The 25585-nt window shown below is 35.4% G+C and carries 25 protein-coding genes and 1 tRNA gene; 13 read left to right on the top strand and 13 right to left on the bottom strand.

Features of this window, described 5'->3' with window-relative positions; all coding sequences use genetic code 11:
* Positions 1-1305 (bottom strand): dihydroorotase, encoded by a 1305-nt coding sequence (locus tag ME3_RS03980; RefSeq protein ID WP_007477336.1) that lies wholly within the window; start codon positions 1303-1305, stop codon positions 1-3.
* Entirely contained in the window at positions 1302-2267 is a 966-nt protein-coding gene (locus ME3_RS03975) for an aspartate carbamoyltransferase catalytic subunit (RefSeq protein ID WP_007477335.1), read from the bottom strand. Before ME3_RS03975 ends, ME3_RS03980 begins: the two co-directional genes overlap by 4 nt.
* Positions 2268-2379: 112 nt before the next feature.
* Between ME3_RS03975 and ME3_RS03970 the strand changes: the two genes are divergently transcribed.
* Positions 2380-4005 carry an acyl-CoA dehydrogenase family protein gene (locus ME3_RS03970; protein ID WP_007477334.1) on the top strand — a complete coding sequence of 542 codons (1626 nt, stop codon included), beginning with the start codon at positions 2380-2382 and terminating at the stop codon, positions 4003-4005.
* On the opposite strand, the gene ruvX is transcribed toward ME3_RS03970, so the two are convergent.
* Positions 3990-4469, bottom strand: a complete 480-nt coding sequence (gene ruvX / locus ME3_RS03965) for a Holliday junction resolvase RuvX (protein ID WP_007477333.1) — start codon at positions 4467-4469, stop codon at positions 3990-3992. The genes ME3_RS03970 and ruvX overlap by 16 nt on opposite strands.
* A gap of 155 nt (positions 4470-4624) precedes the next feature.
* Between ruvX and gatC the strand changes: the two genes are divergently transcribed.
* Together gatC and gatA are read left to right on the top strand one after the other, a co-directional pair.
* Complete coding sequence (gene gatC / locus ME3_RS03960; RefSeq protein WP_007477332.1) at positions 4625-4912, top strand: Asp-tRNA(Asn)/Glu-tRNA(Gln) amidotransferase subunit GatC; 288 nt, start codon at positions 4625-4627, stop codon at positions 4910-4912.
* A gap of 30 nt (positions 4913-4942) precedes the next feature.
* Positions 4943-6427, top strand: a complete 1485-nt coding sequence (gene gatA, locus ME3_RS03955) for an Asp-tRNA(Asn)/Glu-tRNA(Gln) amidotransferase subunit GatA (protein ID WP_007477330.1) — start codon at positions 4943-4945, stop codon at positions 6425-6427.
* A 102-nt stretch (positions 6428-6529) separates the two neighbouring features.
* On the opposite strand, the gene ME3_RS03950 is transcribed toward gatA, so the two are convergent.
* The 5 genes from ME3_RS03950 to ME3_RS03930 form a co-directional block, all read right to left on the bottom strand.
* Complete coding sequence (locus ME3_RS03950; RefSeq protein WP_007477328.1) at positions 6530-7240, bottom strand: ABC transporter ATP-binding protein; 711 nt, start codon at positions 7238-7240, stop codon at positions 6530-6532.
* On the bottom strand, positions 7227-8009 hold the full coding sequence (locus ME3_RS03945) for an ABC transporter ATP-binding protein (RefSeq protein ID WP_007477326.1): 783 nt from the start codon (positions 8007-8009) through the stop codon (positions 7227-7229). Before ME3_RS03945 ends, ME3_RS03950 begins: the two co-directional genes overlap by 14 nt.
* A complete protein-coding gene (locus ME3_RS03940) occupies positions 8006-9064 on the bottom strand; it encodes a branched-chain amino acid ABC transporter permease (RefSeq protein ID WP_007477324.1) in 1059 nt (352 codons plus the stop codon). The genes ME3_RS03945 and ME3_RS03940 overlap by 4 nt, the downstream gene beginning before the upstream one ends.
* Positions 9064-10140 carry a branched-chain amino acid ABC transporter permease gene (locus ME3_RS03935; protein ID WP_007477322.1) on the bottom strand — a complete coding sequence of 359 codons (1077 nt, stop codon included), beginning with the start codon at positions 10138-10140 and terminating at the stop codon, positions 9064-9066. The genes ME3_RS03940 and ME3_RS03935 overlap by 1 nt, the downstream gene beginning before the upstream one ends.
* Before the next feature lie 127 nt (positions 10141-10267).
* Positions 10268-11422: an ABC transporter substrate-binding protein gene (locus tag ME3_RS03930; RefSeq protein WP_007477320.1), complete on the bottom strand. Its 1155-nt coding sequence runs from the start codon at positions 11420-11422 to the stop codon at positions 10268-10270.
* A gap of 303 nt (positions 11423-11725) precedes the next feature.
* On the opposite strand from ME3_RS03930, the gene ME3_RS03925 reads away from it, so the two are divergent.
* From ME3_RS03925 to ME3_RS03910, 4 genes are all read left to right on the top strand, one after another.
* Entirely contained in the window at positions 11726-12301 is a 576-nt protein-coding gene (locus ME3_RS03925; protein WP_007477318.1) for a cold-shock protein, read from the top strand.
* A gap of 186 nt (positions 12302-12487) precedes the next feature.
* Positions 12488-12934: a DUF192 domain-containing protein gene (locus tag ME3_RS03920; protein ID WP_007477316.1), complete on the top strand. Its 447-nt coding sequence runs from the start codon at positions 12488-12490 to the stop codon at positions 12932-12934.
* Entirely contained in the window at positions 12931-13704 is a 774-nt protein-coding gene (locus tag ME3_RS03915; RefSeq protein WP_007477314.1) for an alpha/beta fold hydrolase, read from the top strand. The genes ME3_RS03920 and ME3_RS03915 overlap by 4 nt, the downstream gene beginning before the upstream one ends.
* Before the next feature lie 854 nt (positions 13705-14558).
* Entirely contained in the window at positions 14559-14771 is a 213-nt protein-coding gene (locus tag ME3_RS03910) for a DUF3126 family protein (RefSeq protein ID WP_007477312.1), read from the top strand.
* Positions 14772-14820: 49 nt separating this feature from the next.
* Here ME3_RS03910 and radC read toward each other — a convergent pair whose 3' ends face one another.
* Genes radC through sfsA form a run of 3 tightly spaced genes read right to left on the bottom strand, consistent with a single transcriptional unit; the run spans position 14821 to position 17160 of the window.
* On the bottom strand, positions 14821-15603 hold the full coding sequence (radC, locus tag ME3_RS03905) for a RadC family protein (protein WP_007477311.1): 783 nt from the start codon (positions 15601-15603) through the stop codon (positions 14821-14823).
* A gap of 17 nt (positions 15604-15620) precedes the next feature.
* On the bottom strand, positions 15621-16451 hold the full coding sequence (gene map / locus ME3_RS03900) for a type I methionyl aminopeptidase (protein WP_007477309.1): 831 nt from the start codon (positions 16449-16451) through the stop codon (positions 15621-15623).
* Positions 16435-17160 (bottom strand): DNA/RNA nuclease SfsA, encoded by a 726-nt coding sequence (gene sfsA / locus ME3_RS03895; RefSeq protein ID WP_007477307.1) that lies wholly within the window; start codon positions 17158-17160, stop codon positions 16435-16437. Before sfsA ends, map begins: the two co-directional genes overlap by 17 nt.
* A gap of 319 nt (positions 17161-17479) precedes the next feature.
* Between sfsA and ME3_RS03890 the strand changes: the two genes are divergently transcribed.
* The 4 genes from ME3_RS03890 to ttcA all read left to right on the top strand — a co-directional run bounded on the left by ME3_RS03890 (position 17480) and on the right by ttcA (position 21063).
* The gene (locus tag ME3_RS03890; protein ID WP_007477304.1) at positions 17480-18319 is read left to right on the top strand and encodes an RNA methyltransferase; all 840 of its coding nucleotides are present in this window, start codon (positions 17480-17482) and stop codon (positions 18317-18319) included.
* A complete protein-coding gene (gene murI / locus ME3_RS03885) occupies positions 18312-19124 on the top strand; it encodes a glutamate racemase (protein WP_007477302.1) in 813 nt (270 codons plus the stop codon). The genes ME3_RS03890 and murI overlap by 8 nt, the downstream gene beginning before the upstream one ends.
* 178 nt (positions 19125-19302) lie before the next feature.
* Entirely contained in the window at positions 19303-19920 is a 618-nt protein-coding gene (gene rpsD, locus ME3_RS03880) for a 30S ribosomal protein S4 (RefSeq protein WP_007477301.1), read from the top strand.
* Positions 19921-20274: 354 nt separating this feature from the next.
* On the top strand, positions 20275-21063 hold the full coding sequence (gene ttcA / locus ME3_RS03875) for a tRNA 2-thiocytidine(32) synthetase TtcA (protein WP_083832828.1): 789 nt from the start codon (positions 20275-20277) through the stop codon (positions 21061-21063).
* A gap of 1 nt (position 21064) precedes the next feature.
* Here ttcA and rimO read toward each other — a convergent pair whose 3' ends face one another.
* Positions 21065-22378 carry a 30S ribosomal protein S12 methylthiotransferase RimO gene (gene rimO / locus ME3_RS03870; protein WP_007477299.1) on the bottom strand — a complete coding sequence of 438 codons (1314 nt, stop codon included), beginning with the start codon at positions 22376-22378 and terminating at the stop codon, positions 21065-21067.
* A gap of 276 nt (positions 22379-22654) precedes the next feature.
* Entirely contained in the window at positions 22655-23368 is a 714-nt protein-coding gene (lexA, locus tag ME3_RS03865; protein ID WP_007477298.1) for a transcriptional repressor LexA, read from the bottom strand.
* A gap of 863 nt (positions 23369-24231) precedes the next feature.
* On the opposite strand from lexA, the gene ME3_RS03860 reads away from it, so the two are divergent.
* Positions 24232-24307: transfer RNA gene (locus tag ME3_RS03860), tRNA-Lys, on the top strand.
* Between the two features lie 373 nt (positions 24308-24680).
* Complete coding sequence (locus ME3_RS03855) at positions 24681-25559, top strand: septal ring lytic transglycosylase RlpA family protein (RefSeq protein ID WP_007477297.1); 879 nt, start codon at positions 24681-24683, stop codon at positions 25557-25559.
* Positions 25560-25585: the final 26 nt, after the last annotated feature.

Raw genomic sequence — 25585 nt, 5'->3', positions numbered from 1 at the left:
TCATTTAAATTGTTGATCAAGCTTAAACACTGAGTGGCCTTTAACAAGTGTTTGGATAACACGTCCTTGAAAGTGTGTGTTCTCAAATGGTGTGTTTTTTGAACGTGAATGAAGCATATCTGAAGATAGTATCCATGGTTCATCAAGATCAACTAAAATGAGATCTGCATTAGCACCTTTTATGAGTGTTCCAGCATTAAGACCAAAGAGTTTTGCAGGTGCTGTTGATAAGAGTTCAGTCAGCCTCAAAAGAGATATCATTTCATTGTGATAGAGGAGTAAAGCCACACTTAAGAGAGTCTCCATGCCAATAGCACCTGCTTGAGCGTCTTGGAATGGTAAGCGTTTTGTATCAACATCTTGAGGATCATGAGAAGAAACAATAATATCGACTGTTCCATCTTTTATTGCTTCAATCATTGCTATACGATCTTCTTCTGCACGCAGTGGAGGCATTAAACGGAAAAAGGTACGATATTCGCCGACATCATTTTCATTAAGGGATAAATGATTAATAGATACACCGGCTGAAATTTTTGTATTGTTCTGTTTTGCTAAACGAATAGCATCTGCAGACATAGCTGTTGATATTTGTGCAGCGTGATAGCGTGCTTGTGTTAGTGCAGCCAGTCGTAAATCTCTTTCCAATGGAATGATTTCCGCTTCACGCGGAATTCCACAAAGGCCAAGCCAACTTGCCAATAAACCTTCGTTCATAACACCTTGACCTGTAAGATCTTTGTCTTGTGTTTCATGAATCAAAGTGACATCAAAATCACGCGCATAAGTCATTGCGCGTCGCATAACAGATGAATTTTGAAGAGTTTTTTTTCCCTCACTAAAAGCAACAGCACCTGCATTTTTTAATAAACCGAATTCGGTAATTTCTTGTCCACCTAAACCTTGGGTGATAGCAGCAACAGGATAAATATTGACCAATGACGTTTCATGTGCTGTGCGCGTAATAAATTCAACAAGCGCCACATTATCAATAACTGGTTGTGTATCTGGCATCATGAGAAAGGAAGTAATACCTCCTGCTGCCGCAGATTGGCTAGCTGAAGCGATTGTTTCACGGTGCTCAGCTCCTGGCTCACCAACAAAAACTCGTGCATCAACAAATCCAGGTAGAATCGCTTTATTTTGCGCATCAATAATTTCCGCACCTTCGGGTGTTCCTTGATTCAGAGCTTCTTTTCCAGCTGCTATAATCAGTCCATTTTCAATAATAACTGTACCAATTTCGTCAATTGCACGCGAAGGATCAACAATACGAGCGTTTTGAAAAACCATTGGCTTTGTCATTTTTTTTCTCCACTCCAATTATGACGCGAATCGAGTAAAGCTTCCATTACAGCCATGCGCACAGCGATTCCCATTTTTACTTGTGTGTGGATCACGCTTTGTACTCCATCTGCTATGTCAGAAGCAATTTCTACACCACGGTTTATTGGGCCAGGATGCATGACGATGCAATCACTTTTTGCATAAGCTAAGTTTTCTTTATGTAAACCAAAATGATGAAAATATTCACGAACGGAAGGAATAAAAGCACCTACCATACGTTCGCGTTGTAAGCGTAACATCATGATAACATCAGCACCTTTAAGACCTTCTTTCATTGTGTTAAAAACTTCAACGCTCATGTCTGCTATTCCAGTTGGCAGAAGTGTTGAAGGAGCAATAACACGAACACGTGCTCCTAAAGCGTTAAGGCTAATAATATTGGAACGTGCGACACGTGAATGCAAGATATCTCCACAAATTGCAACAGTTAATCTTTCAATACGTCCTTTTATTCTTCGAATAGTCAGGGCATCTAATAAAGCTTGTGTTGGGTGTTCATGTGCACCATCACCTGCATTAATGACACAACAATCAACTTTTTGTGCTAAAAGAGCAGCCGCTCCGGCGCAGTTATGGCGAATGATGAGTATGTCTGGATTCATTGCATTGAGAGTTATTGCTGTATCAATCAATGTTTCTCCTTTTTTGACGGATGAATTACTGATAGCCATATTCATCACGTTGGCTCCTAATCGCTTACCAGCTAGTTCGAATGAGGATTGTGTTCGTGTGGAGGCTTCAAAGAAAAGATTAATTTGAGTACGTCCGTGCAGTGTGAATTTTTTTTTGTCAATTGTCTTGGAAAAAGTGATATTTGCATCTGCACGATCAAGTAATGTGGTAAGGTCTTGTACATTTAAACCTTTAATACCTAAAAGATGACGGTAGGGGAAAATCGGAAAAAGAGTATTTTGAGTCATAGCATTCTTTTCTAGAGATTTCTAAAGAATTTAAACAAGTATTTGTTTGAATGTAATAAATGTAAAAAGATAAATAGTCTATGATATCAATGATTCGAATAAGGAATATACTATGAGTGCTCTGTTTATGCAGAATGGCCACCGAAAAAATGCGTTTCTTAGTGATACACTTATGTTTCGTATTGCATCTAATTTGCCTGCATCTTTATTAGCAAGTTTTGAAGAAATAGGAGCATTTGTAGCTAGCCACGAAGCACGAGATCTCTCCCGTTTAGCAAATCACCATCGACCAACATTACGCTATAATACCGAATGGAGCCAACTAACAGAACAGTTAGAAATTCACCCTGCCTATGATACTCTTCAAAGATATTCTAGACAAGTAGGGTTAAGTACTTCATTATGGGAAAATATAGCTTCGGAAAGTGGAATACGTTATCAAGCACGTGCTATTCGTTTAGCTTTATCTGCCGGTCTGGAAACCGGACATTTGAATGAGGTTATTATAACAAGTGCAGCTATTGCGGTATTAATTGGTGACGTTAAGCTATTTAAAAGATGGCGAAACGTACTTTTGTCACGTCAATATGATTCATCCCTCAAGCCTATTAATGATAAAAAAGGTGCTTCTCTTACTTGTGCTTTTGATAATGTCGCAAAAAGTGAAAAATATCCTTTTAGTTTTCCAATTGCTCAGAAAGTTTCTTTTGATGAAAAGATGGGGCGTGATCTGTATCATTTAAATAGTGTAAAAACCAATGTTATTAATCCGGTCGCTGATGGATATCTTGTTAGTGCGGAAACAGATGGTCATTTAAGCTGCTTTTTAGTCCCACGCTTGCAAGAAAATGGTATAATAAATAATATCTCAATTCATTATTTATTGCAGCGTTCTGGAGAATATTCAGTGCCAGAGGGGATTGTCCATTTCCAAGGCAGTTATGGTTGGCTTTTGGGAAATATTGGGGAGGGGGCTAAAATAATTAAAGATATCGAGACTATGACACGCTTCGATCAGTCTGTGATATCAACAGGTGTTTTACGCGCAGCACTTCAATTTGGCATAGACTTTTTTCGGCAAAAAATGCCAAATCAGCCTTTACCACCACTAACAGAGCGTATTTTTGCTGATATTGCACTTGATATTGCTGCTTCACAAGCATTGGTTTTACGTTTAGCACGGGCATTTGATAATGCTATAAATAGTCGCGCTGAAGCAGCTTTTGCACGTATTATGACGCCTATTATTGCTTGTCATGTAAATCAATTAGTTGTTCCTATTGTTAGTGAAATTATTGCACAGCTTGGTTTAGAAAGTTTTGTGGAAGGAAATCCATTATCGCAAATGTTACATGATGGATCTGCGCGGATAGTTAGAAATAATGATTCTAATCAATTGGTGAGGGACGCAATTCTTATAGCTAATAAAGCACCTGGATTATTTCAGCAACTGTTAGAAAGAATTGCAACTAATATTGGACCAGCAGGTCCGCGAGCAGTTGAAATTATCAAATCTGCTATCCATATGGCTTCAACAAATGAAGGAGCAGGCCGTTTTTTTGTTGAGCAAGTGGCATACGCTGCTGCAACTGCATCATTACGTTATAAGGAAATGGAATATATTGTAAATGCTTATATGGAAAGCCGCCTTGGAGGACAATGGAGACTATCCTATGGTATGATGATTGCACGATATAATCCCGGACAATTATTGGAGATCCTTTATCCTTCTGTGTGATTTAGGTTCTGAATTCTATCAAGAACGCCTTGTAATATAAAAGCAGCAGCTGCAGAATCAATGCGGGCTGCTCTTTTGGCGCGCGATACATCCATTTCTACGAGGGAGCGTTGTGCAGCAATTGTTGACAATCGTTCATCCCAAAAAATAAATGGAATTTTTGTATATGCTCCCATATTGCTAACAAAAGTTCGGGTTGTTTGAACACGAGGGCCGTTACTTCCATCCATGTTAACAGGCAAGCCAATAACAGCAGCTCCTACATTTTCATTATTAAAGATTTGAACAAGTGTAAGGGCATCTAACGTAAATTTTTTCCGCTGAATGACAGGACGTGGATTTGAAAAGGTTAAACTGATATCAGAAATAGCAATTCCGATAGTTTTTGTGCCCAAATCCAAACCTGCTATCGTTTTTTTGGGTAAAAGATGTGTAGTAATTTCATGTATATTAATGACAGCCATGTGTTTATACTTAGAGTTTCTTAATATTTTAGGTTAATATTTATAGTGAAGCTTTGATATAGATATCAATATTCTTGTGCTTATAGAAGTGAGCTTGTATAGCCAAAACATGAAGAGAGTAATGTCGCAATCAAATTTGAGCAGAAAGGCATAATATGTCTGTTGATAATAAAACAGTCAAAAGAGTGGCACATTTAGCGCGTATTGCTATTCATGACGATGAAACAGAACGCATGACAAAGGAATTCAATGCCATTTTAGAGTTTGTAGAACAACTTAATGAAGTTGATATCAATGGAGTTGAACCATTAACATCGGTAATGCCTATGGCTTTGCGAATGCGTGAAGATAATATTACAGATGGTGATAAAGCTGAAGAAATTGTAGCAAATGCACCTGTAACAGAAGAAAATTTCTTTCTTGTTTCAAAGGTCGTCGAGTAATTTTTAATATTTTAAAATTCGAGAATCAATATGACTGATTTAACAACCCTAACGATTGCACAAGCTCGTGATGCTTTAACAAAGAGAGATCTGAAAGCAACTGAATTAACAGAAGCTTATTTAAAAGCAATTGAGTTAGCTAATCCAACTTTAAATGTTTATGTGGCGCTAACAGCAGAACAAGCAACAAAAATGGCTGCTGAATCAGATAAGCGTTTTGCGAAAGGGCAAGCTGGTATTTTAGAGGGGATTCCACTAGGAATTAAGGATCTTTTTGCAACACAAGATGTTCATACTCAAGCTTGTTCATATATTCTCGATGGTTTTAAACCGAAATACGAATCAACAGTAACGGCTAATTTGTGGAAAGATGGGGCGGTTATGTTAGGCAAACTTAATATGGATGAGTTTGCGATGGGATCGTCTAATGAAACATCACATTATGGGCCAGTTGTTAATCCATGGCGGAAAAAAGGATCAGGTGAAAAACTTGTCCCAGGTGGTTCTTCAGGTGGTTCTGCAGCTGCTGTTGCAGCACGACTTTGTGCAGGAGCAACAGCAACTGATACTGGTGGATCAATACGTCAGCCAGCAGCATTTACTGGTACTGTGGGAATAAAGCCGACTTATGGGCGGTGTTCACGGTGGGGGACCATAGCTTATGCTTCATCGCTTGATCAAGCTGGGCCTATCGGACGAGATGTGCGTGATTGCGCGATTATGCTGAAATCAATGGCTTCCTTTGATGATAAAGATTCAACTTCGGTTAATGTACCTGTACCTGATTATGAAAATTATATAGGTCAATCAATTAAGGGGATGAAAATTGGTATTCCAAAAGAATACTATATTGAAGGAATGTCTGCTGAAATTGTTGACCTTTGGCAAAAAGGGATGGATTGGCTAAAGGAAGCAGGGGCTCAGATTATTGATATTTCATTACCTCATACAAAATATGCTTTGCCCGCTTATTATGTTGTAGCTCCTGCAGAAGCGTCTTCTAATTTAGCACGCTATGATGGTGTCCGTTTTGGGCTTCGTATGCCAGGGAAAGATGTCATTGAAATGTATGAGAATACGCGCTCATCTGGCTTTGGTGATGAGGTCAAACGGCGTATTTTAATTGGTACCTATGTTCTTTCTGCAGGTTATTATGGTGCTTATTATCTTAGAGCTCAAAAGGTGCGAACATTAATTAAACGTGATTTTGATCAATGTTTTTCTGCTGGTGTTGACGCTATTTTAACGCCTACAACACCGGCATCAGCTTTTGGTATTGCTGATGAAAAAATAAAGAATGACACAATAGCAATGTATTTAAACGATATCTGTACTGTATCAGTTAATATGGCGGGATTACCAGGTATTTCTGTTCCTGCAGGTTTATCATTAAATGGTTTACCGCTAGGATTGCAATTGATTGGTAAGCCTTTTGCTGAGGAAACAATTTTTCAGATAGCTTACATTATAGAGCAAGCGGCGGGAACGTTAAATGCTAAAAAATGGTGGCCATAAAAAATCACAAGCTTACATTTTTTATGGAGAAATAAAAACATTTTCTCTTTAAGATACAGAGAAAGGCCTTTTGGGGCGGCCTATAATTTCGTAATATAATTTTTAGCCGCCAAGATATGCTTCTTTTACACGTGGATCAGAAAGCATAGCTTGGCTTTTACCATGAAATAAAATTTTTCCTACTTCTAAAATATAAGCATAATCGGCAACAGAAAGAGCTGCAAATGCGTTTTGTTCAATAAGAAGAACAGTTTTTCCCATTTCATTAATTTTGCGGATGATCGAAAAAGTTTCTTGTACAAGAAGAGGTGCTAAACCAAGAGACGGTTCATCCAATATCACCATATCAGGATTACTTATAAGTGCACGTCCTACAGCTAGCATTTGTTGTTCACCGCCTGACATTGTACCGCCCAATTGCTTGGATCTTTCACGTAACCGTGGAAATAAGTCAAATATCCATTCAATATCATGAGCAATACCGACTTTGTCATTACAAATATAAGCGCCTAGCTGGAGATTTTCTAAAACAGTCAAATGAGGCATAATACGCCGCCCCTCAGGACTTAATGCAATGCCTAATTGTAAAATTTCTTCTGGCTGTTTTTCTGTAATAGATTCACCTTTATATATAATATCTCCGTAAATAGGCCGGTTGAGTCCTGCAATAGAACGTACAGTACTGCTTTTTCCTGCTCCGTTGGCACCAATTAAAGTTACTATACTCCCTTTTTTTATGGACATAGAAATATCTTGAACGGCTTTAATAGCACCATAATGAACATGAAGATTTTTTATTTCAAGAATGTTCATACATATCTCCCCCAAGATAAGCTTTAATAACTTTAGGATTATGGCGAATTTCATCTGGTATTCCATTGGCGATGCAACGGCCATATTCTAATACCCAAATATCTTGGCAAAGCCCCATGACAACTTTCATATCATGTTCAATAAGTAGAATTGTAAGATCAAATTCTGTTCTTACTTTTTCTATGAATTTTCTAAGTTCTTCGCTTTCTTGGGGATTCATTCCAGCAGCAGGTTCATCAAGAAGAAGTAATTTAGGTTTTGTTGCTAAAGCCCGAGCAATTTCTAAACGCCGTTGTGCACCATAAGCCAAGGTGGTTGCTGGCTGGTTAGCGAGATAAGCAAGCTGAAGTTGTTCAAGAATCTCCATAGACTCTTTATAAAGCTTGTTTTTTTCTTTAATTGCACTCGGTAATAAAAGAGCGGAAGCAAACCATGGGTATTTTTGCCGAACATGGGCACCAACCATGACATTTTGCAATACTGTTAATCCTGAAAAAAGGCGAATATTTTGAAATGTTCGTGCAATATGGCGTTTACAGATAATATGAGGTGAAAGACCACAAATATTTTCTCCGTCTAGAAGAATTTTTCCATTTGTAGGTGTATAAAAACCAGAAATTATATTAAAAACAGTTGTCTTTCCGGCACCATTGGGACCAATTAATCCAGTAATTGTTCCCCGTTTGATAGCCATATTGATATTATTAACAGCGATTAATCCGCCAAAACGCATTATAACATCATTAAGTGAAAGAATAATGTCGTTCATGACTTTTCCTCACTACTAGAGAGTGTCCTCCTTGTTAAAAGGGAATAAATCCAATTCCATGAAAATTCACGTTGACCTAGTAATCCTTTTCTCCAAAATAAGATGATTACTAACAATAGAAGTGAAAAAACAACCATACGTAGTCCCGGTATTCCTGGAATATATATAAAACTTAAATTTAATGGAGATTCAATAATACGAAGTGATTCAAGCATCACTGTAATAATAATACTGCCAACAACACTTCCTGTAATAGAACCAAGACCACCAGCAACAACAATCATCAAAATATTAAAGGTTAGAAGGAAGTTGAACATTTTAGGATCGATGGTTGAAATAAGAGCAGCTGTTAATGCACCTCCAATACCTGCAAAAAATGCACCAACAGTGAAAGAAAAGCTACGATAGAAAAAAGTGTTGACGCCCATTGTTTTTGAGGCGATTTCATCGTCACGAATAGCGCGCAATACGTTGCCAATATTACTTTGTAATAAAAGAGTTATAAAAATAATTGTAAATGCCAACCAACCATAATTCCACCACAATGTAGCATTTTGAGGTATTCCTTTAATTCCCAATGAACCGTTTGTTAAAGATGTAGCATTGGTAATAATGACGCGAATAATTTCTGCAAAACCTAATGTCGCAATTCCAAGATAGTCACCACCAAGGCGTAATATAGACAAAGCGACCAATAGGCCTACAGCTGCAGCACATAAACCGCTTATAATGACAGCAATAAAAAAAGGTAATTGCAAATTTTGCAATGGTTCAGCTATTGGTTCTAGAATCCACATCATTTCTTTTTGTTCAGGAGAGAGAAGTAAAATTGCACATATATAAGCACCAATAGCCATAAAACCAGCATGTCCAAGAGAGAACATACCTGTAAATCCGTAAATCAAATTAAGCGAAATTGCCAATATGGCGTTTATAGCAATAAGATTGATAATACGTAGTGTATAGTCATTAAAATGAGTTTCGGCATAAAATAAAAAACCGATGAGAGCCACAATACTGATAAATGATAGAAAAAACGTAGTTGATTTTGCCATTAGATTTTCTCTTGACTTTTTTTGCCCATTAAACCAGTTGGCATTACCAGCAGGATAACAATTAATAAAATAAAAGCGAAAGCATCTCTATATCCAGATAAAGCTGGGAAAAAGGCGATAATCATAATTTCAAGAAAACCTAATAATAATCCTCCGAGCATTGCTCCTAAGATTGATCCAATACCTCCAATAACAGTAGCGATAAATGCTTTTAGTCCAGGAAGTATACCCATATAAGGTTGGATTTGAGGATAACGTAAAGCCCACATGATTCCTGCTATGGCGCCTAATGCCGAACCTATAGCAAATGTGAATGCGATAATCTTGTTAACAGAAACACCCATTAAACGAGCAGTTTCAATATCATGCGAAATTGCACGCATAGCAAGGCCAGGTTTTGTTCTATGAATAATCCATAGCAAGAGAACAACGAGAACAAAGGAAACAACAGGAATAATAAAGGACATAGGGCTAATTCGAATAATTGCATCTAATCCTTGTCCGAAATGCCATTGGATTGGTGTGACAAGAAAATCTGGCTGTTTCACACCCTTGGGAACCCCACTAAAAAGTACAGTTGCAAGATTTTCAATGAAAAAAGAAATACCAATTGCACTGATGAGCACCGAAATTCGTGGAGCATTACGCAAAGGCTTATAGGCACATTGATCAACAGCAATACCTAGTGCACTTGTGATAAAAATTGAGAAACAAATGGCTAAAATCCAAATCGGTGTAAAATTTTGTGGAGCAATTTTTGAATAATAAATAAGCCCTAAAATAAGGATAAAAAGAATTACAATCCAATAAATTTCAGGGCGTTTTTTAAACCCTATAAACACTGAATAATAAATGAGGAGAGCTAGCAATATAAGCAGGACAGCAACCCACGCAGGCATAAAGCTAATTGTAGAAAAGAAAACGAAATATGCTCCTAACATAAAGATATCGCCGTGAGCAAAATTAATTAATCTTAGGATACCATAAACCATGGTATAACCAATCGCGATAAGCCCATAAAGCGATCCTAATGCTAGCGCGTTAAAAAAATGCTGAATGAACATTTCAGTATTCATCTTTTGTCCTTCTGCATTTGTTAATTCATATAGGGTAAAATATAAAATTTTTGAATAATTTAATTGAAAGAATAATTTTCCATCAGATCGTATATTTTGATTTAATAAATCAATGTTCTAAAACTTATTAGATGGCAGGTTTTATTTCATTTAAATAGATACGTTTACCGTCTTTTATTTCAATAACACCAATAGGGATTTGAAGATTGTGATTTTCATCCATAGACATACTACCAAAAGGTGTTTGTACATCTTTCAATTTACTCAATTCTATAGTGATTACTTCGCGATCAGCACTTTCAGCATTTTCAATAGCTTTCATAAATATTATATAAGCTGTGTATCCTAAAACCGAATTGATATTTGGTTCTTTATGGGGGTAAGCTATATTCCATTCATTTGTGAATTCTTGTGCAGCTCTTGACATATTTGGCATATTTTTATCGTAGGGAAGTGTTGTATGTAAAAAGTTTTCTGCGGCTTTTCCAGCAATTGCGATAGTTTCTGGGTTATCCATAGCATCTCCCCCCATAATGCGGAATTGTGCACCTAATTCACGTGCTTGTTTCATGATAATGGAACCTTCAGAAAAATAGGATGGGATAAATAAAACGTCAGGTTTTTGTGCTATAATTTGTGTAAGGGCAGCTGAAAAATCTTGATCTCCAGAATTATAATTTAAATTTAAAATAATTTCACCACCTAATTTTTTGAATGAACGATTAAAATAATTTGCAAGCCCAATTGCGTAATCGCTTGATATATCTTTTAATATAGCTGCTTTTTTTGCATGTAAATTTTGAATTGCATAAGTCGCAGCACCTGCACCTTGATAAGGGTCAATAAAGCATGTGCGAAAAGAGTATTTTTTGCCATGCGTAATAAGCGGATTTGTTGCTGAAGTCACGATAACAGGAGTTTTTGCTTTTTCAGATACTTCTCCACCAGCTAATGCTAATGAAGAGCCGTAAGTTCCAATAATACCGCTAACATTGTCGTTTGCAGTTAAACGCATGACAGCATTAGCTGCTTCTACTTTATCGGATTTATTGTCAATAATAATAAGCTCGACTTTACGTCCTAGTATCTCAGGTATTTTTTTATGTGCCAACTGTATACCTTCCAGTTCAAGTTGACCTCCAAATGCATTTTGGCCTGTTAATGGAAGGTAAACACCAATTTTAATAGGAGCATTAGCATAAGCATTTACTACATTAGTATAAGCATTTGCTGTAAGCATCACTATTGTAACGATTATAGTAAGGAATTTCTTCAATTGCATTGTATACTCCCCTTATTTACAATTGTAATTTCACACTTTATATTGAACTTTATTATCATGCAAGTTACACATTAATAAAAATTAATCATTGTGTATGAAGGTTCTTTATTAACCGTGTGAAATATACGATTAAGCGTTTCAGAGAAGTATTTATATTGTGGATTAATTTGCCAAATTTTGGGTGTTACTACAATGTAGGGGAAATCTTATCTTGGGGCTTGCTTGTTGATACAATAGCAATGTTTACTGAACGTGATAAGAATCAATTTGTAGAATTTAACCCTACAGGAATCACGTTTGATTATGACGAGTAAGGATACCTTAAAAAATTATTCCCTGTCTGAAGATAATTTCGATGTTTGTGGTGAAATTACTGAAATTAGTGGTGTTATTAAATGGTTTGATAGCAGTAAGGGGTATGGGTTTATAGTACCTGATTTATGTAGGCTTCCTGATATATTATTACATGTTACTGTGATGCGACGAGATGGATTTCAAACGGCTTTGGAAGGTGCTAAAATTATTTGCGCTGTAAAGAAAACTGAGCGGGGATTAAAATGTGTCCAGGTTAAGTCTATTGATTTATCATCTGCTGTTCATCCATCAGAAATTCCGGTACGTACACATATTGTAGTTACTCCTGAAAGTGGTTTAGAGCGTGCAATTGTTAAGTGGTTTGATCGTGATAAAGGCTTTGGTTTTCTTAGCCGAGGGCAGGGAACAGAAGATATCTTTATTCATATGGAAACATTGCGTCGTTTTGGTTTAGCAGAGCTTCGTTCTGGTCAAGTTGTTATTGTGCGTTTTGGTAAAGGAGAAAAAGGCCTGATGACAGCAGAAATTTATCCTGATATAGCACTTCCATTTGCTACGCATTAAATTTCAATATTATAGTTTATTTTATTTCTTTTGTTTAAGATTTTAATGTTTTTTATTTTCTAATAAAGCTAAAAAATTAATCATTAAGAAGGACTAAGATATTTGAAGTTTTCTAAAAGAAAACAGATCATTCGATTGATCTTTTTTTGTATAGGGGTGTTATTTTGTATAGGTATAAAGGTGACTATGGCAAAAAAGCCTATACAGATTCCAGTTGATTCAACCCCCTTAGTAATTAATACAAAACAAGGTGCATTTTCTTATAATGTTGAAATTGCTTTTTCACAAGCTCAGTCAAGCGCTGGCTTGATGTATCGCACTCATTTTCCTCAAAATCATGCAATGTTATTTAAAAATTCAGTAAATAATACATCTGAGAATACACAGGAAATGTTTATGTGGATGGCAAATACTCCTTTACCCTTGGATATGATTTTTTTAAACTCTGAGGGAATTATTGTTTCAATTGTTGAAAATACCCGTATATTTTCGGAAGATATTATTTCATCAATGGTGCCGGCAGATTTCGCTATTGAACTCAATGCTGGTGAAGTTGCTGATAAAAACATACAAAAAGGGCAGCGTGTTATTCATCCTGCTATTTGTGGGAAATGTAAAGGTAGTGGAGAATGACGGCAAAAGATGTTTATTTTTTTGAACACAATGGTTTACGGTTTGCTTATCGCGAAGAAGGTCAAGGTATTCCTATTTTATTGATTCATGGCTTTGGATCTTCTGCACGAATTAATTGGTATGCAACAGGGTGGTTTCGTAGCCTTGTTGAAGTAGGTTATCGAGTTATAGCTCTCGATAATCGTGGACATGGTGATTCAGTTAAAAGTTATGATCCTTTATTTTACACTCCTCAAGCTATGGCTGGCGATGCGATTAAATTGCTTCAACACTTAGGATTATCTAAAGCTCATGTTATGGGATATTCCATGGGGGCTCGGATCAGTGCATTTATGGCGCTTTTGTATCCAACATATGTGCATAGTGTTATTTTTGGAGGTTTAGGGATTGGTATGGTAACGGGGGGAGGTGACTGGAAACCCGTTGCAGAAGCTCTTTTAGCAGAAGATGTTTCAACTATTACTAATGCGCGCGGTCTGATGTTCCGTAAGTTTGTAGATCAAACTAAAAGTGATAGACGCGCTCTTGCTACTTGTATCATGACATCAACACAAAAATTAACAGACTCTGATGTTCATAAAATCAAGCAACCTGCGCTTGTTGCTGTTGGTTCGTTAGATGATATTAGTGGTGAGGCAGAACCATTAGTAGCTTTGTTGCCACATGGTGAAGCTTTAGAGATTCCAGGACGAGATCATATGCTTGCTGTAGGGGATCAGGTCTATAAAAAAGGTGTTATTGATTTTCTTTCTCATTATCCGATTACATAAAATTCATCTATATTTATAGAAAGCTGAAACAGAATTTAACATTTTGTTATTTTGAAAATATAAAAAGTTTATTCGGAATCTCTGCTTTATTGTGTAGCTTATGTTTAGAAGCAGAAAGATATTGATAAAAGCTTACATTAATGGATTATATTATAATTTAATTTTTTATATATAAAAATATTGAAATAAATGATATAAATCAAATGAATATTTCAGTTATTTTAATTTGTAAAATAAATGGAATGATTTTTATATCGTAGATTTTATAGACAAATCGTAACTGCTATAAATTTAAAACAGCTTATGCTAGAATAAAAATCTTCTTCACGATAGATTAATTGAACTTATTCTCTTTTTGAGTTCAAAGTTATTGTTTATAGGAATAAAAACAAAAAAGTAAATTTATTTTACAAAGATATTTTCTGTTGGTATTTATTTACTTAGTAAATAATTATTGGAAAAAGATTACATGTAGATCATGCAAAAAGTTTCATGGTAAGTAAAACATTGTTTGTAGGAAATAATGTTTTTATTTATAATGACTTTACTTGAAGTGAAATAACTAAGCATTGTGGCGGTTGATATTTAAGGTATATTTCGAATATCTTTATAGAAGAGGGCGTTAAATAAAAAAATAAAACAAAGCTTGTTGTTTATTTTTTTATTTTAAAATTTAATAATAATTATAGGCTTGAAAGTTATTCAATAAAGTTTGTGAGAATGATCTTGTTTTAAACATAAATAACAGGATTAAAGATTGGGAATAAAAAATTTTTACCATCTTTGCAGAATCATAGAAGTATTTTATCTGCAAAAAGGAATTAATTGATAATCTTAAAATGTAGGAGAGTGCAGTGAATGCTGATGAAATAAGAAAACTTGATAGTTATTTTAAAAAGACGTTCCAAAATTCAGCATTGCAGGTAAAAACACGGCCGAAAAAAGATGATTCCTGTGAAGTTTATATCGGGGATGAATTTTTGGGTATTATTTACCGGGACGAGGATGAAGATGAATTATCCTATAACTTTTCAATGGCTATATTAGATATTGATCTGGGAAAGTGACGCAATTAATTGTAATTGGAACACGATTTTCTTCTGCATTCAATTGGTTTTATATAAGTTTTAGTGCTTTAAAGCTCGTGTAATCGTTACGCGCGATAATAAGGTGGTCATGAAGAATAATTCCAAGTGCATTGGCAATATCTTTTAATCTGTACGTCATTGATATATCTGAATCAGAAGGTGTAGCATCACCGGAAGGGTGGTTGTGAACTAAGATAAGCCCTGATGCAGATAATTCTAAAGCTCGAGAGACAACTTCACGAGGGTAGACAGGAGTGTGATCGATAGTGCCAGTTTGTTGAACCTCATCAGAAAGTAGGCCGTTTTTCTTGTCAAGAAATAGAACACGAAATTGTTCCCGTGTTTCATGCGCCATAACAGCTTTGCAATAAGCTAATACTTTATCCCACGTGGAAAAAATATCACGTTTAGACAGTTGTGCACGAGCAAGGCGTCCTGCGACACCTGAAATAATTTTTAGGTCTATTGCAGTAGCTGGACCACATCCAGGAACTTCTTGAAGAAGGTTAATATCAGCATTCAACACATCAGTTAATGAACCAAAACGTTCTATTAAATCTTTGGCTATTATTTTTGTGTTTACTCGAGGAAGAGTACGAAAAAGCAATAGCTCAAGATATTCATAATCCTCAATTACATTACCTTTCGTCTTTAAGTAGCGTTTACGCAGACGTTCACGATGTCCTTCATAATGTTTAGTTATTTTAAGCTTTTCATTTTTTGTTTGTGCTATCGGATTAAGCGAAGCACTTGATGTTAGCTCAAAGGAATTGCTTTGCATGACTCCATTTTTATTTGATTTTTTAGCCATAATATTACTACATTTATTTAAGCATATGAATTTGGAACATAAAAAATATCTTTAGGGGATTCAGTAAATATTTCGCATCCTTGACTTGTTACGCCAATTGTATGTTCATACTGTGCAGTAAGTGAACGATCACGTGTCACAGCAGTCCAGCCATCAGATAAAATCTTAACTTGTGGCTTGCCAAGGTTAATCATGGGTTCAATTGTGAATATCATACCTTGTTTTAATTCTTCACCTTCCCCTGGGTTTCCATAATGTAAAATATTTGGTGCATCATGAAAAAGTTGACCAATTCCATGACCACAAAAATCTCTTACAACTGAGCATCGTTCAGATTCTGCGTAACGCTGAATAGCTGCACCAATATCACCTGTAGTTGCACCAGGTTTAACTGCTGCAATTCCCCTCATAAGGCTTTCATGAGTTATTTTTAGCAAGCGTTCTGCAGCACGCTTGATTTTTCCAACAGGATACATGCGACTTGAATCTCCATGCCAACCATTGAGAATGAATGTTACATCAATATTAACAATATCACCTTCTTGCAAAGGCCTTTTATTGGGTATGCCATGGCAAACAACGTGATTGATAGATGTACAGCATGAGTGGCTGTATCCATGATAATTTAAGTCAGCAGGTAGAGCACCGCGTTCAGCTCCATAAATAAAGATAAAATCATCAATTTCTTGTGTAGTGATACCAGGTTTAATGATATCTGTGAGTGCATCAAGGCATTCTGCTGCAATGCGACCAACTTTACGCATTTCAGAAAAAGCATAGTCGTCAAAGATACGAATTTGTCCATTAAATTTTAAGGGTACTTTATTATATTCAATATAACTGGTCATTTTTCTTACTATTTTCTATTTTTACTTGGTGAATCGGAAAAATACCTTTTATACTTACGTGACATTTTATGGCATAAAATTCTATCCCTGATTTTAAAGCTAAATCAAATTTACGTCCATAAGTGGGATCAAGATCACGGCAAACTGCAAAAGCGGAGCAATCTTCTCGTTGAATGATGTAAAGCATAGCCGCTCGCTTTCCTTGTTGCACAATTTTTATGAGCTCATCAAGATGGCGTGCACCACGTTTTGTTACGGTATCGGGAAATTCTGCTAATCCCTTTTGACGTATGAAATGAACGTTTTTTACTTCCAGATAACATTCTGGAAGGGTGTCATCATGTAGAAGAAAATCAATACGTGAGTGTGTACCGTAACGTTGTTCACTTAAGATGGTTTTATACCCGCTTAATTCGGGCAATAAGCCATTTTGAATTGCTTCTAATGCAAGTTTGTTAGGCAAAGTTGTATTAATGCCAACCAAAGTATTATCTGCTTCGACAATTTCTAATCGATATGGATATTTTCGCTTAGGATCATTACTGTATGAAAGCCAAACATTAGAATCGGGAGTTGTTAACCCAAGCATCGAACCAGTGTTAGGAACTGAAACGGTAAAAATATGCTGATCATTCTTTCTAACATCAGCAAGAAAGCGTTTATAACGGCGGACAAGCTTTGCAGGATAGAGTTCAGAAACAAAGAACATATTCCCTTATTAAAGGGTATAATCTTATAATTCAACTCAAGACTTATATTTAGATGAGTTGAAGCACATCGGATATAGTTACATGGGCATAAAAATAATAGTTGTAACAATCAATAACATTGTTATGAGTGCAAGAGTCATTTTTTTTCGGAATTCATACTTAATCCTTTTTTAGATAAATCAATGAGTTTCTATTGGGAAGATAAAATTGACTACAATTTGTCACTAAAAAGGTTATTTCATGGAGTATTGATTTGAGAGGTTGAGTTGCAGAAAAATTAGCTATAGAGATATGATTTATGAAGGTCGGTGAAATGAAATGGCTGGGACAAATAGGAAACGTCAAAATATAATGAATGGTCCAATTGTTGTCTTAGTTGAGCCGCAATTACCAGAAAATATTGGTATGGTGGCAAGAGCGATGGCAAATTTTGGACTATCTAATCTTCGGCTAGTTAAACCGCGAAAAGTATTTCCAAATGAAAAAGCTAGAGCTGCAGCCAGTAAAGCTGATCATATTATTGATAATGCGTTAGTTTTTAATACATTATATGACGCAATCGCAGATTTAAATTATGTTTTGGGCACAACAGCACGTAAAAGATGTGGTTTTAAGACTGTTAGAAGTGCTGTAGAAGCAGCAGGTATTTTACGTTATCATGAAGGTATTGGGCATAAAATAGGTATTTTATTTGGTAGAGAAAGGTGGGGGCTTAAAAATGACGAAATTAGTTTTGCTGATGAAATTGTTACTTTTCCGGTTAATCCTGCTTTTGCTTCATTGAATATTGCCCAAGCAGTTCTGTTGATGTCTTATGAATGGATGAAATCCGGTTTAGATGATTTAAACGATACAGCTTTTCGTGTAGCAGAAATGAAATCAGCGGATAAAGCCACACTGCACGGTTTTTTATCGCAATTAGAAAATGCTTTGGATTCTCGTGGATATTTTAGACCACAAGAACGCAAAGAGGTAATGGTCCTCAATATACGCTCTGTTTTTACACGTGCTAAATTGAGTGAATCTGAAATTCGATTGCTACGGGGAGTTATATCTTCGCTAGATCATTTTTCACCTCAATTTCCACGGGGTAGCGGTGCACCTGTAGGGCGTAATCGCAAAAAGAAAATCACAACAGGTGTAAACACTAATGAGTGAGCGACCACTTCTTTTTTTTGATAGCGGTATTGGTGGGTTAACAGTGGTGGAAGAAGTGCGCGCTCTTATTTCTGAATTCCAATTTATTTATGTTGCTGATGATGCAGGATTTCCTTATGGTATTTGGAGTGAAAATGCTTTAAAACAGCGCATTTTAAAGATTTTTACAAATCTATTAAAACTTTATAATCCTGCTTTATGTATTATTGCCTGCAATACGGCTTCTACATTGGTGATAACAGATTTACGACGAAAATTTCCTAATGTTCTTTTTGTTGGAACTGTACCTGCAATTAAATTAGCAGCTAAAAAGACAAAGTCGGGTCTTATTTCAGTGTTAGCAACTCCTGGGACGATTCAACGTGCGTATACACATAAATTAATAGATTCTTTTGCCAATCAATGCCATGTTCAGCTTGTAGGGAGTACAAAACTTGCAGGATTTGCTGAAAATTATTTACGTGGGAATCCTATCGATGACAAAGAATTGCGTCGTGAAATCTTACCGTGCTTTGTTGAGAAAAATAGCAAATATACAGATATTGTTGTCTTGGCTTGCACACACTATCCTTTTTTAATTAATTTATTTCATAAGCAGGCTTTATGGCCGGTAAGTTGGATTGATTCAGCAAAGGCTATAGCCAGACGCACCAGATCGTTATTATTAGAGGAAATACGAAATAAAAATATAAAGAAACATGAAGATTGTGCTTTATTTACATCGCAAAATATAGGAGTTGCAACTGAGCATTTATTACAAAAGTTTGGTTTTAATATAGTAAAAGGAGTTGACTTTAAAGTATAATTGAATAAAGTTATTTTAACTTTTTCTTTTAAGAAAATAATATTAATTGACGTGTCCCGTGGATAGCTTTCAAATTTGTGTGTAAGATATCCTGTCAGTCTTCACTTTAGAAGGCAGAGGAGGGTGCGTTTCCTTGAGGTCTATATTTTGATCTTGTTTTTTATGTAAAGGAAATGCGATGAGTAAGCGCGAATTAACAAAGTATAAAATTGACCGCCGTATGGGGGAAAATATCTGGGGGCGTCCCAAGTCTCCTGTAAATCGCCGTGAATATGGTCCTGGTCAACACGGGCAGCGCCGTAAAGGTAAACTTTCTGATTATGGTATCCAATTGCGTGCTAAGCAGAAATTAAAAGGATTTTACGGTGATATTTCAGAAAAGCAATTTCGTAAAATTTATGAAGAAGCTGTTCGTCGTCGTGGTGATACAAGTGAAAATCTTATCGGCCTTCTAGAGTCACGTTTAGATGCTATCGTTTATCGTGCAAAATTTGTACCTACTATTTTTGCTTCTCGTCAATTTATCAATCATGGTCACGTCAATGTAAATGGTCGACGTACCAACATTCAGTCATACCGTTGTAAACCAGGCGATGTTATTGAAGTTCGTGAAAAATCAAAGCAGCTTGTTTTGGTCTTAGAATCTATACAGTTAGCTGAGCGTGATGTACCTGAATATATTGAAGCAGACCATAGCAAAATGAAAGCAACTTTTACTCGTATTCCTGGTTTTTCAGATGTTCCTTATGCTGTTCACATGGAGCCTAATTTAGTTGTTGAATTTTATTCACGCTAAATTTTTATGTAGGTTTATCGCTCTCTAATTTGATTGTGTATTTTAAAATCGCTATGTTGTTTCACAACCGCTAGAACTGATAACATCATTAACTCACAGAGGTTATCAATTTTTTCTGCGATAAAGTACGTGCGTTTTTATTTTTTTGATTATTGATATCCAATTTACAGACAGGATTTAGCATAAATTTAAATCCTGTTATATTTGTTGCTATTTGTATTATGATGAAAAGTGAGTCATTGTATTATTGTACAGGGTATAGTATTATAAATTAAAGTTTCTCAGTAATATCAAATAATAGGAAATGTAGGTATAGGTGGTCTTTTGGAGGAGAGTTTTAATGATTGCCATCCAATGTTTCGAGTTGCCCCTTCAACTGTAGAGTTTAATAAATTACGTAAACGACTTTTACGTCATATACGGCAAGCGTTCGATGATTTCTCTATGTTATCTTCAGGGAAAAAATGGCTTGTTGCTTTATCCGGTGGGAAAGATTCTTACGGCTTACTGGCTCTTCTTTTAGATTTAAAATGGCGTGGTCTTTTACAAATTGAAATTTTAGTTTGTAATCTTGATCAAGGTCAACCAGGTTTTCCAAAGCATGTTCTTCCTAATTATTTGAATAATTGTCAAATTCCTTATCGCATTGAATATCAGGATACTTATTCAGTTGTTACAGATAAGCTGACACCAATGCAAACATATTGTTCGCTTTGTTCTCGATTGCGGCGTGGGCATTTGTATCGTATCGCACGTGAGGAGGGATGTTCTGCATTAGTACTGGGACATCATCGTGATGATGTTTTTGAAACGTTTTTTATGAATTTATTTCATGGTGGTCGCTTAGCAGCTATGCCTGGAAAGCTTATAAATGATGAGGGAGATCTTTTTGTTTTGCGTCCTCTTGTTTATGCAGCTGAGGAAGATATGAAAAAGTTTTCTCAAGCAATGCAATTTCCTATTATTCCTTGTAATCTTTGTGGTAGCCAAAGTGGTTTGCAACGCAATGTAATAAAAGAAATGCTAAATGATATCGAAAAAAGAATGCCAGGGCGTAAAGATACTATGATTCGTGCTTTGACAAATGTACGCCCAAGTCATTTGCTTGATAAAAAACTTTTCGCTTTTAACGCTTTACTATAATTTAAACAGCAATACCATAAAGATCGTAGGCATCCGATTGTTCGATTTTAACAGTAACAAATTCGCCACTGCGAAGTGGTCGCCGTGATGATACGTGAACAACGCCATCTATCTCTGGAGCATCATACTTACTGCGGCCTTTAGCCACTTTACCTTGAGTTTCGTCAATGAGGATTTGAAGCCTTTGTCCAATTTTTTTCTTTAAAAGACGGGCAGAAATTTGTTGTTGTTTTGCCATAAAGCGATGCCAACGACTTTCTTTCACTTCTTCCGCAATGTTTTCTAATTCAAGATCATTTGCAGCAGCGCCTTTTACTGCCTCATATTTAAAGCAACCAGCATGCTCAATTTTTGTTTCTTCTAACCATTCAAGAAGCGTCTCAAAATCTTCATTGGTTTCTCCTGGAAAACCAACAATAAATGTTGATCGCAAAGTGAGATCTGGACAAATTTTTCGCCACTCTTCAATTCTACGATTCGTTTTTTCCATATGAGCAGGGCGTTTCATATTGCGTAAAACAGTTGGTGATGCGTGCTGAAAAGGGATATCTAAATAAGGGAGGATTTTTCCTGCAGCCATCAGTTCAATAACTGCATCAACATGAGGGTAAGGATAAACATAGTGCATACGCACCCAAACACCCATATCTCCTAATTCGCGACAAAGATCTAAAAATTTAGTTTTTATTGTGCGGTCTTTCCAAGAGCTTTCAGCATATTTAATATCAATGCCATAAGCACTAGTGTCTTGTGAAATAATCAAAAGTTCTTTTACGCCTGCTTGTACAAGCTTTTCTGCTTCGCGGAGAATATCGCCTATAGGGCGAGAGACCAAATTACCGCGCAGAGCAGGGATAATACAAAATTTACATCGATTAGAACATCCTTCAGAAATTTTTAAATAAGCATAATGGCGGGGTGTAAGGCGGATACCTTGCGGAGGAACTAAATCAACGAATGGGTCATGAACTGGAGGAACGACTGTATGAACTGCTTGTATGACGTTTTCATATGCTTGTGGTCCAGTAATAGCTAATACATTAGGATGTGCTTGACGGATAACATCAGGTTCAGCACCAAGGCATCCAGTTACAATAACTTTTCCGTTTTCTTTGATAGCTTTTTCAATGTTAGCTAGTGATTCAGTTCGTGCAGAATCAAGAAAACCACAGGTATTAACAATAACAAGATCCGCTCCTTGGTGCTTATGTGAGATTTCGTAACCTTCAGAACGAAGACTTGTAATAATACGCTCAGAATCTACAAGTGCTTTTGGACAACCGAGAGAAACAAAACTAATGCGGGGTGCTGCCATAATTAATCCTTGTAATTCTTTAATAAAAATCTAGCTTATCCATTATTCCTATTTTTTTAGGAAAAATGTCTGCATACTCTTTAACTTTTAAACGCATTTGATACATTTTGCTACAAAGTTATGTAAACTTATTTATAATCACGAGCGTACAGAATACAAAAGACAAAAACACTAATAATGGTGTTATCTATAATCATCACGGCGACGACTTTGTATATATAAACATTTCTATAAACGTACACAGCTGTTTATTTATATTTTCAATTATTTTGTTTTTTAATAATGGCGAATAAGCCCAACAAGTTTGCCTTGTATATGAACACGTTCAGGCCTATATATGCGCGTTTCATAATGAGGATTCGCAGCCTCTAATGTAATCGCTCCCCTTTTACGTCGGTAACGTTTTAAAGTTGCTTCTTGTTTATCAATTAATGCAACAATAATTTCACCTTGTGTTGCTGTACTTTGACGTCTAACAATTATAGTATCTTTATCAATAATCCCTGCCTCGACCATAGAATCATCTTTAACTTCTAAGGCGTAATACTCACCTAAACCAATCATGTCTGGTGGAAGAGAAAGTGTATTTGTTTGCTGCTGTATCGCTGAAATAGGTACGCCAGCAGCAATACGGCCCATAATAGGGATAGTAACATTTTGTTTATTTTTCGTGTCAGAATGATCAAGATTATCAAGGTTTTGAAATGTTTTCTTTTTGTTTTTTTCAACCATACTTGGAAAAATTTTACGTGCAGAGGAAAGATCGAATGTTATTTTATCGGGAAGTCGGATAACTTCTACTGCACGAGCACGGTTTGGTAAACGACGTATAAAACCACGCTCTTCTAGGGCTGTAATAAGCCTATGAATGCTGGATTTTGAAGCAAGCTCTAATGCATTTCTCATCTCATCAAAGGTGGGGGGAGCACCAGTTTCTTTCATATGATTGTGAATGAATAAAAGTAGCTCATATTGTTTACATGTCAGCATTCAACATTCCAATCAAAAAATCGAAAAAGAAAAAATAATAAAAGATAAAGCATAGGTATTTAAAGCATAGGTATTTTATGATTATTCTACAATTTTTTATAAAATAACGCAAAATTCTTTACTTTATTTTTTATCTGACAATATTCGTATATATCATCCGTCAAATTTTATATTTTATAGTTATATGTGAAATATCATTTTTTAGGTAAGAATATAAATAATCATTGACGGATAGAAAATTGCTTAAACTTTAATTTATATTAGCTGTGTTTTAACAGATATAATTATAGGTTTTAGTGTGATTTTGTGGATATCAACAAAGATTTTTCTCAAGTTGAATAAAACTTTCATATGATTTTATAATCAGCTTTTGAAAAGTATTATCTCTACCTTATAAGGTAGACTCAAATATTTTGCCTACTTTATTATTATAATAATAGCTCAATTAAAGAACGACTTTTCAATTGAGCGTAGCCAGTTATGAATTGCAGAGCTAGAATCACTTTATCAAATGATTAATTCGCAACAATATTGCTACTATTTTTGAAAGATTAAGTCACACTAAAATTATGCGAAAAAGAAGCAAAGAATTCTTGAAAATTTGAATCATTAATATTCTGTTTTCATTTGAATGATGTCATTTGCATTTACTAGAAAGCATATCTTCTACCTATATTTTATGGGTGTAATGTGTACTATTTTGTATCCTAAAAGAGTGCATAAAATAGTAAGAAAGTTGGGTGCAATAAACAATATTTTGATAAACAAAGTAAAAAATAATATTTTTTCATAAAAGGTGTTGACCAAATGAAAAGTCAACCGTATGTTCCCATTCATTTTCCACAAGCAAAATAACTGTGTGGGAGCGCGTAGCTCAGTTGGTAGAGCAACTGACTTTTAATCAGTAGGTCCAGGGTTCGAATCCCTGCGCGCTCACCATAAATAATGTTTCCAAATTCCTCGTAAATTGGTAAAAATTATTATGCTATTGGTAAATTATACCTACTTTCTATTATTCATATAAAATAATCTCTGCTTAATTCACAGTTTATATTATGATGTTTTGTTTCTGATTTTATATTTATAACTTATTGATTTTGTTTAACTTTAATAAACGTTAGGTTGTAAACTATCTCTTATAAATTAAAACAAATATTCTTTTATATTACGTTAATAGCTTGATGAAAGATTGTTTTTTAGAATACCATAAATCTAACGAATATAGTCATTCATGGGTATAAATTTTCCTACCATACACGAAGAATGTAATTTCCATATTTACAAAGCTAAAGAAGGGTAAGCGGGCTGATAAATGCTTTTAAATAGTAAAAGAAAGTTAACCTCTGTTGTTGAAATAATATTTCAATTTGTGCCTATGATTGCTGCTGTTGGTTTATTAACAGCTTGTGCAAACCAAACAACACAATTTGCAGGGAAAAGTCCCACCAATACAACATCTAAGGTAAAGGCGGCAAAGGCTGTTACTGTACCTGAAAAGATTTTAAATACACAACATAAATCAAAAAATAAAGGCAGTAGAGCTGTTGTTGGTAAACCTTATCAAGTAAAAGGAAAATGGTATTATCCAGAAGACGATCCAACTTATAAACGTGTTGGTCAAGCATCATGGTATGGTTCAGATTTCCATGGGCGTTTAACTGCAAATGGTGAAATCTATGATATGAATCTCTTAACTGCTGCCCACCCTACGATGCCTTTGCCCAGTTATGCTCGCGTTACAAACCTAGAAAATGGCTCTTCTATTATTGTTAGAGTAAATGACCGTGGTCCTTATATAAAAGATAGAATTATTGATTTATCAAAACAAGCTGCAACAATTCTTGGTTATGTCAATAAAGGGGTTACGAATGTTAAAGTAGAGTATGTCAGTAAAGCACCTGTAAATGATTATGATCGTGCTTATTTAATAGCCTCTTATACATCTAGAGATTATAATTCATCTATGATGCTAGCATTAGCGAATACTCTAGAAGACAAGGAAGATAATATATTTTTTGCGTTTAATACAGGTCAGCAAAAACAGCTGATGAAGGCTACAATGAATTCAAAACAATCAATTGAAACTTTTTTGATAAAATTACCAGATATTGGCCCTGTTTTGATTAATAAACCTACATCACTTGATCAAATCACTTTTGCTCATAAACTCAATAAAGAAAACTTAGGATAAGTCTATTGTAAATTGTCTTAAGAAAA

This window comes from Bartonella melophagi K-2C (assembly GCF_000278255.1).
GTDB lineage: Bacteria > Pseudomonadota > Alphaproteobacteria > Rhizobiales > Rhizobiaceae > Bartonella > Bartonella melophagi.
Note: the sequence above shows the minus strand (reverse complement) of the source record. Positions and strands in the feature narration are given on the sequence as shown.

Bases quoted from the DNA above. Each gene is read 5' to 3' on its own strand.
- ME3_RS03940 (WP_007477324.1), bottom strand. From the start codon at position 9,064: ATGGCAAAATCAACTACGTTTTTTCTATCATTTATCAGTATTGTGGCT.
- ME3_RS03890 (WP_007477304.1), top strand. From the start codon at position 17,480: ATGGCTGGGACAAATAGGAAACGTCAAAATATAATGAATGGTCCAATT.
- map (WP_007477309.1), bottom strand. From the start codon at position 16,451: ATGACCAGTTATATTGAATATAATAAAGTACCCTTAAAATTTAATGGA.
- ME3_RS03975 (WP_007477335.1), bottom strand. From the start codon at position 2,267: ATGACTCAAAATACTCTTTTTCCGATTTTCCCCTACCGTCATCTTTTA.
- ME3_RS03970 (WP_007477334.1), top strand. From the start codon at position 2,380: ATGAGTGCTCTGTTTATGCAGAATGGCCACCGAAAAAATGCGTTTCTT.
- rimO (WP_007477299.1), bottom strand. From the start codon at position 22,378: ATGGCAGCACCCCGCATTAGTTTTGTTTCTCTCGGTTGTCCAAAAGCA.
- lexA (WP_007477298.1), bottom strand. From the start codon at position 23,368: ATGCTGACATGTAAACAATATGAGCTACTTTTATTCATTCACAATCAT.
- ME3_RS03935 (WP_007477322.1), bottom strand. From the start codon at position 10,140: ATGAATACTGAAATGTTCATTCAGCATTTTTTTAACGCGCTAGCATTA.
- gatC (WP_007477332.1), top strand. From the start codon at position 4,625: ATGTCTGTTGATAATAAAACAGTCAAAAGAGTGGCACATTTAGCGCGT.
- ttcA (WP_083832828.1), top strand. From the start codon at position 20,275: ATGTTTCGAGTTGCCCCTTCAACTGTAGAGTTTAATAAATTACGTAAA.
- radC (WP_007477311.1), bottom strand. From the start codon at position 15,603: ATGGCTAAAAAATCAAATAAAAATGGAGTCATGCAAAGCAATTCCTTT.
- ME3_RS03930 (WP_007477320.1), bottom strand. From the start codon at position 11,422: ATGCAATTGAAGAAATTCCTTACTATAATCGTTACAATAGTGATGCTT.
- gatA (WP_007477330.1), top strand. From the start codon at position 4,943: ATGACTGATTTAACAACCCTAACGATTGCACAAGCTCGTGATGCTTTA.
- ruvX (WP_007477333.1), bottom strand. From the start codon at position 4,469: ATGGCTGTCATTAATATACATGAAATTACTACACATCTTTTACCCAAA.
- ME3_RS03950 (WP_007477328.1), bottom strand. From the start codon at position 7,240: ATGAACATTCTTGAAATAAAAAATCTTCATGTTCATTATGGTGCTATT.
- ME3_RS03920 (WP_007477316.1), top strand. From the start codon at position 12,488: ATGGCAAAAAAGCCTATACAGATTCCAGTTGATTCAACCCCCTTAGTA.
- murI (WP_007477302.1), top strand. From the start codon at position 18,312: ATGAGTGAGCGACCACTTCTTTTTTTTGATAGCGGTATTGGTGGGTTA.
- rpsD (WP_007477301.1), top strand. From the start codon at position 19,303: ATGAGTAAGCGCGAATTAACAAAGTATAAAATTGACCGCCGTATGGGG.
- ME3_RS03945 (WP_007477326.1), bottom strand. From the start codon at position 8,009: ATGAACGACATTATTCTTTCACTTAATGATGTTATAATGCGTTTTGGC.
- ME3_RS03915 (WP_007477314.1), top strand. From the start codon at position 12,931: ATGACGGCAAAAGATGTTTATTTTTTTGAACACAATGGTTTACGGTTT.
- ME3_RS03855 (WP_007477297.1), top strand. From the start codon at position 24,681: ATGCTTTTAAATAGTAAAAGAAAGTTAACCTCTGTTGTTGAAATAATA.
- ME3_RS03925 (WP_007477318.1), top strand. From the start codon at position 11,726: ATGACGAGTAAGGATACCTTAAAAAATTATTCCCTGTCTGAAGATAAT.
- sfsA (WP_007477307.1), bottom strand. From the start codon at position 17,160: ATGTTCTTTGTTTCTGAACTCTATCCTGCAAAGCTTGTCCGCCGTTAT.
- ME3_RS03980 (WP_007477336.1), bottom strand. From the start codon at position 1,305: ATGACAAAGCCAATGGTTTTTCAAAACGCTCGTATTGTTGATCCTTCG.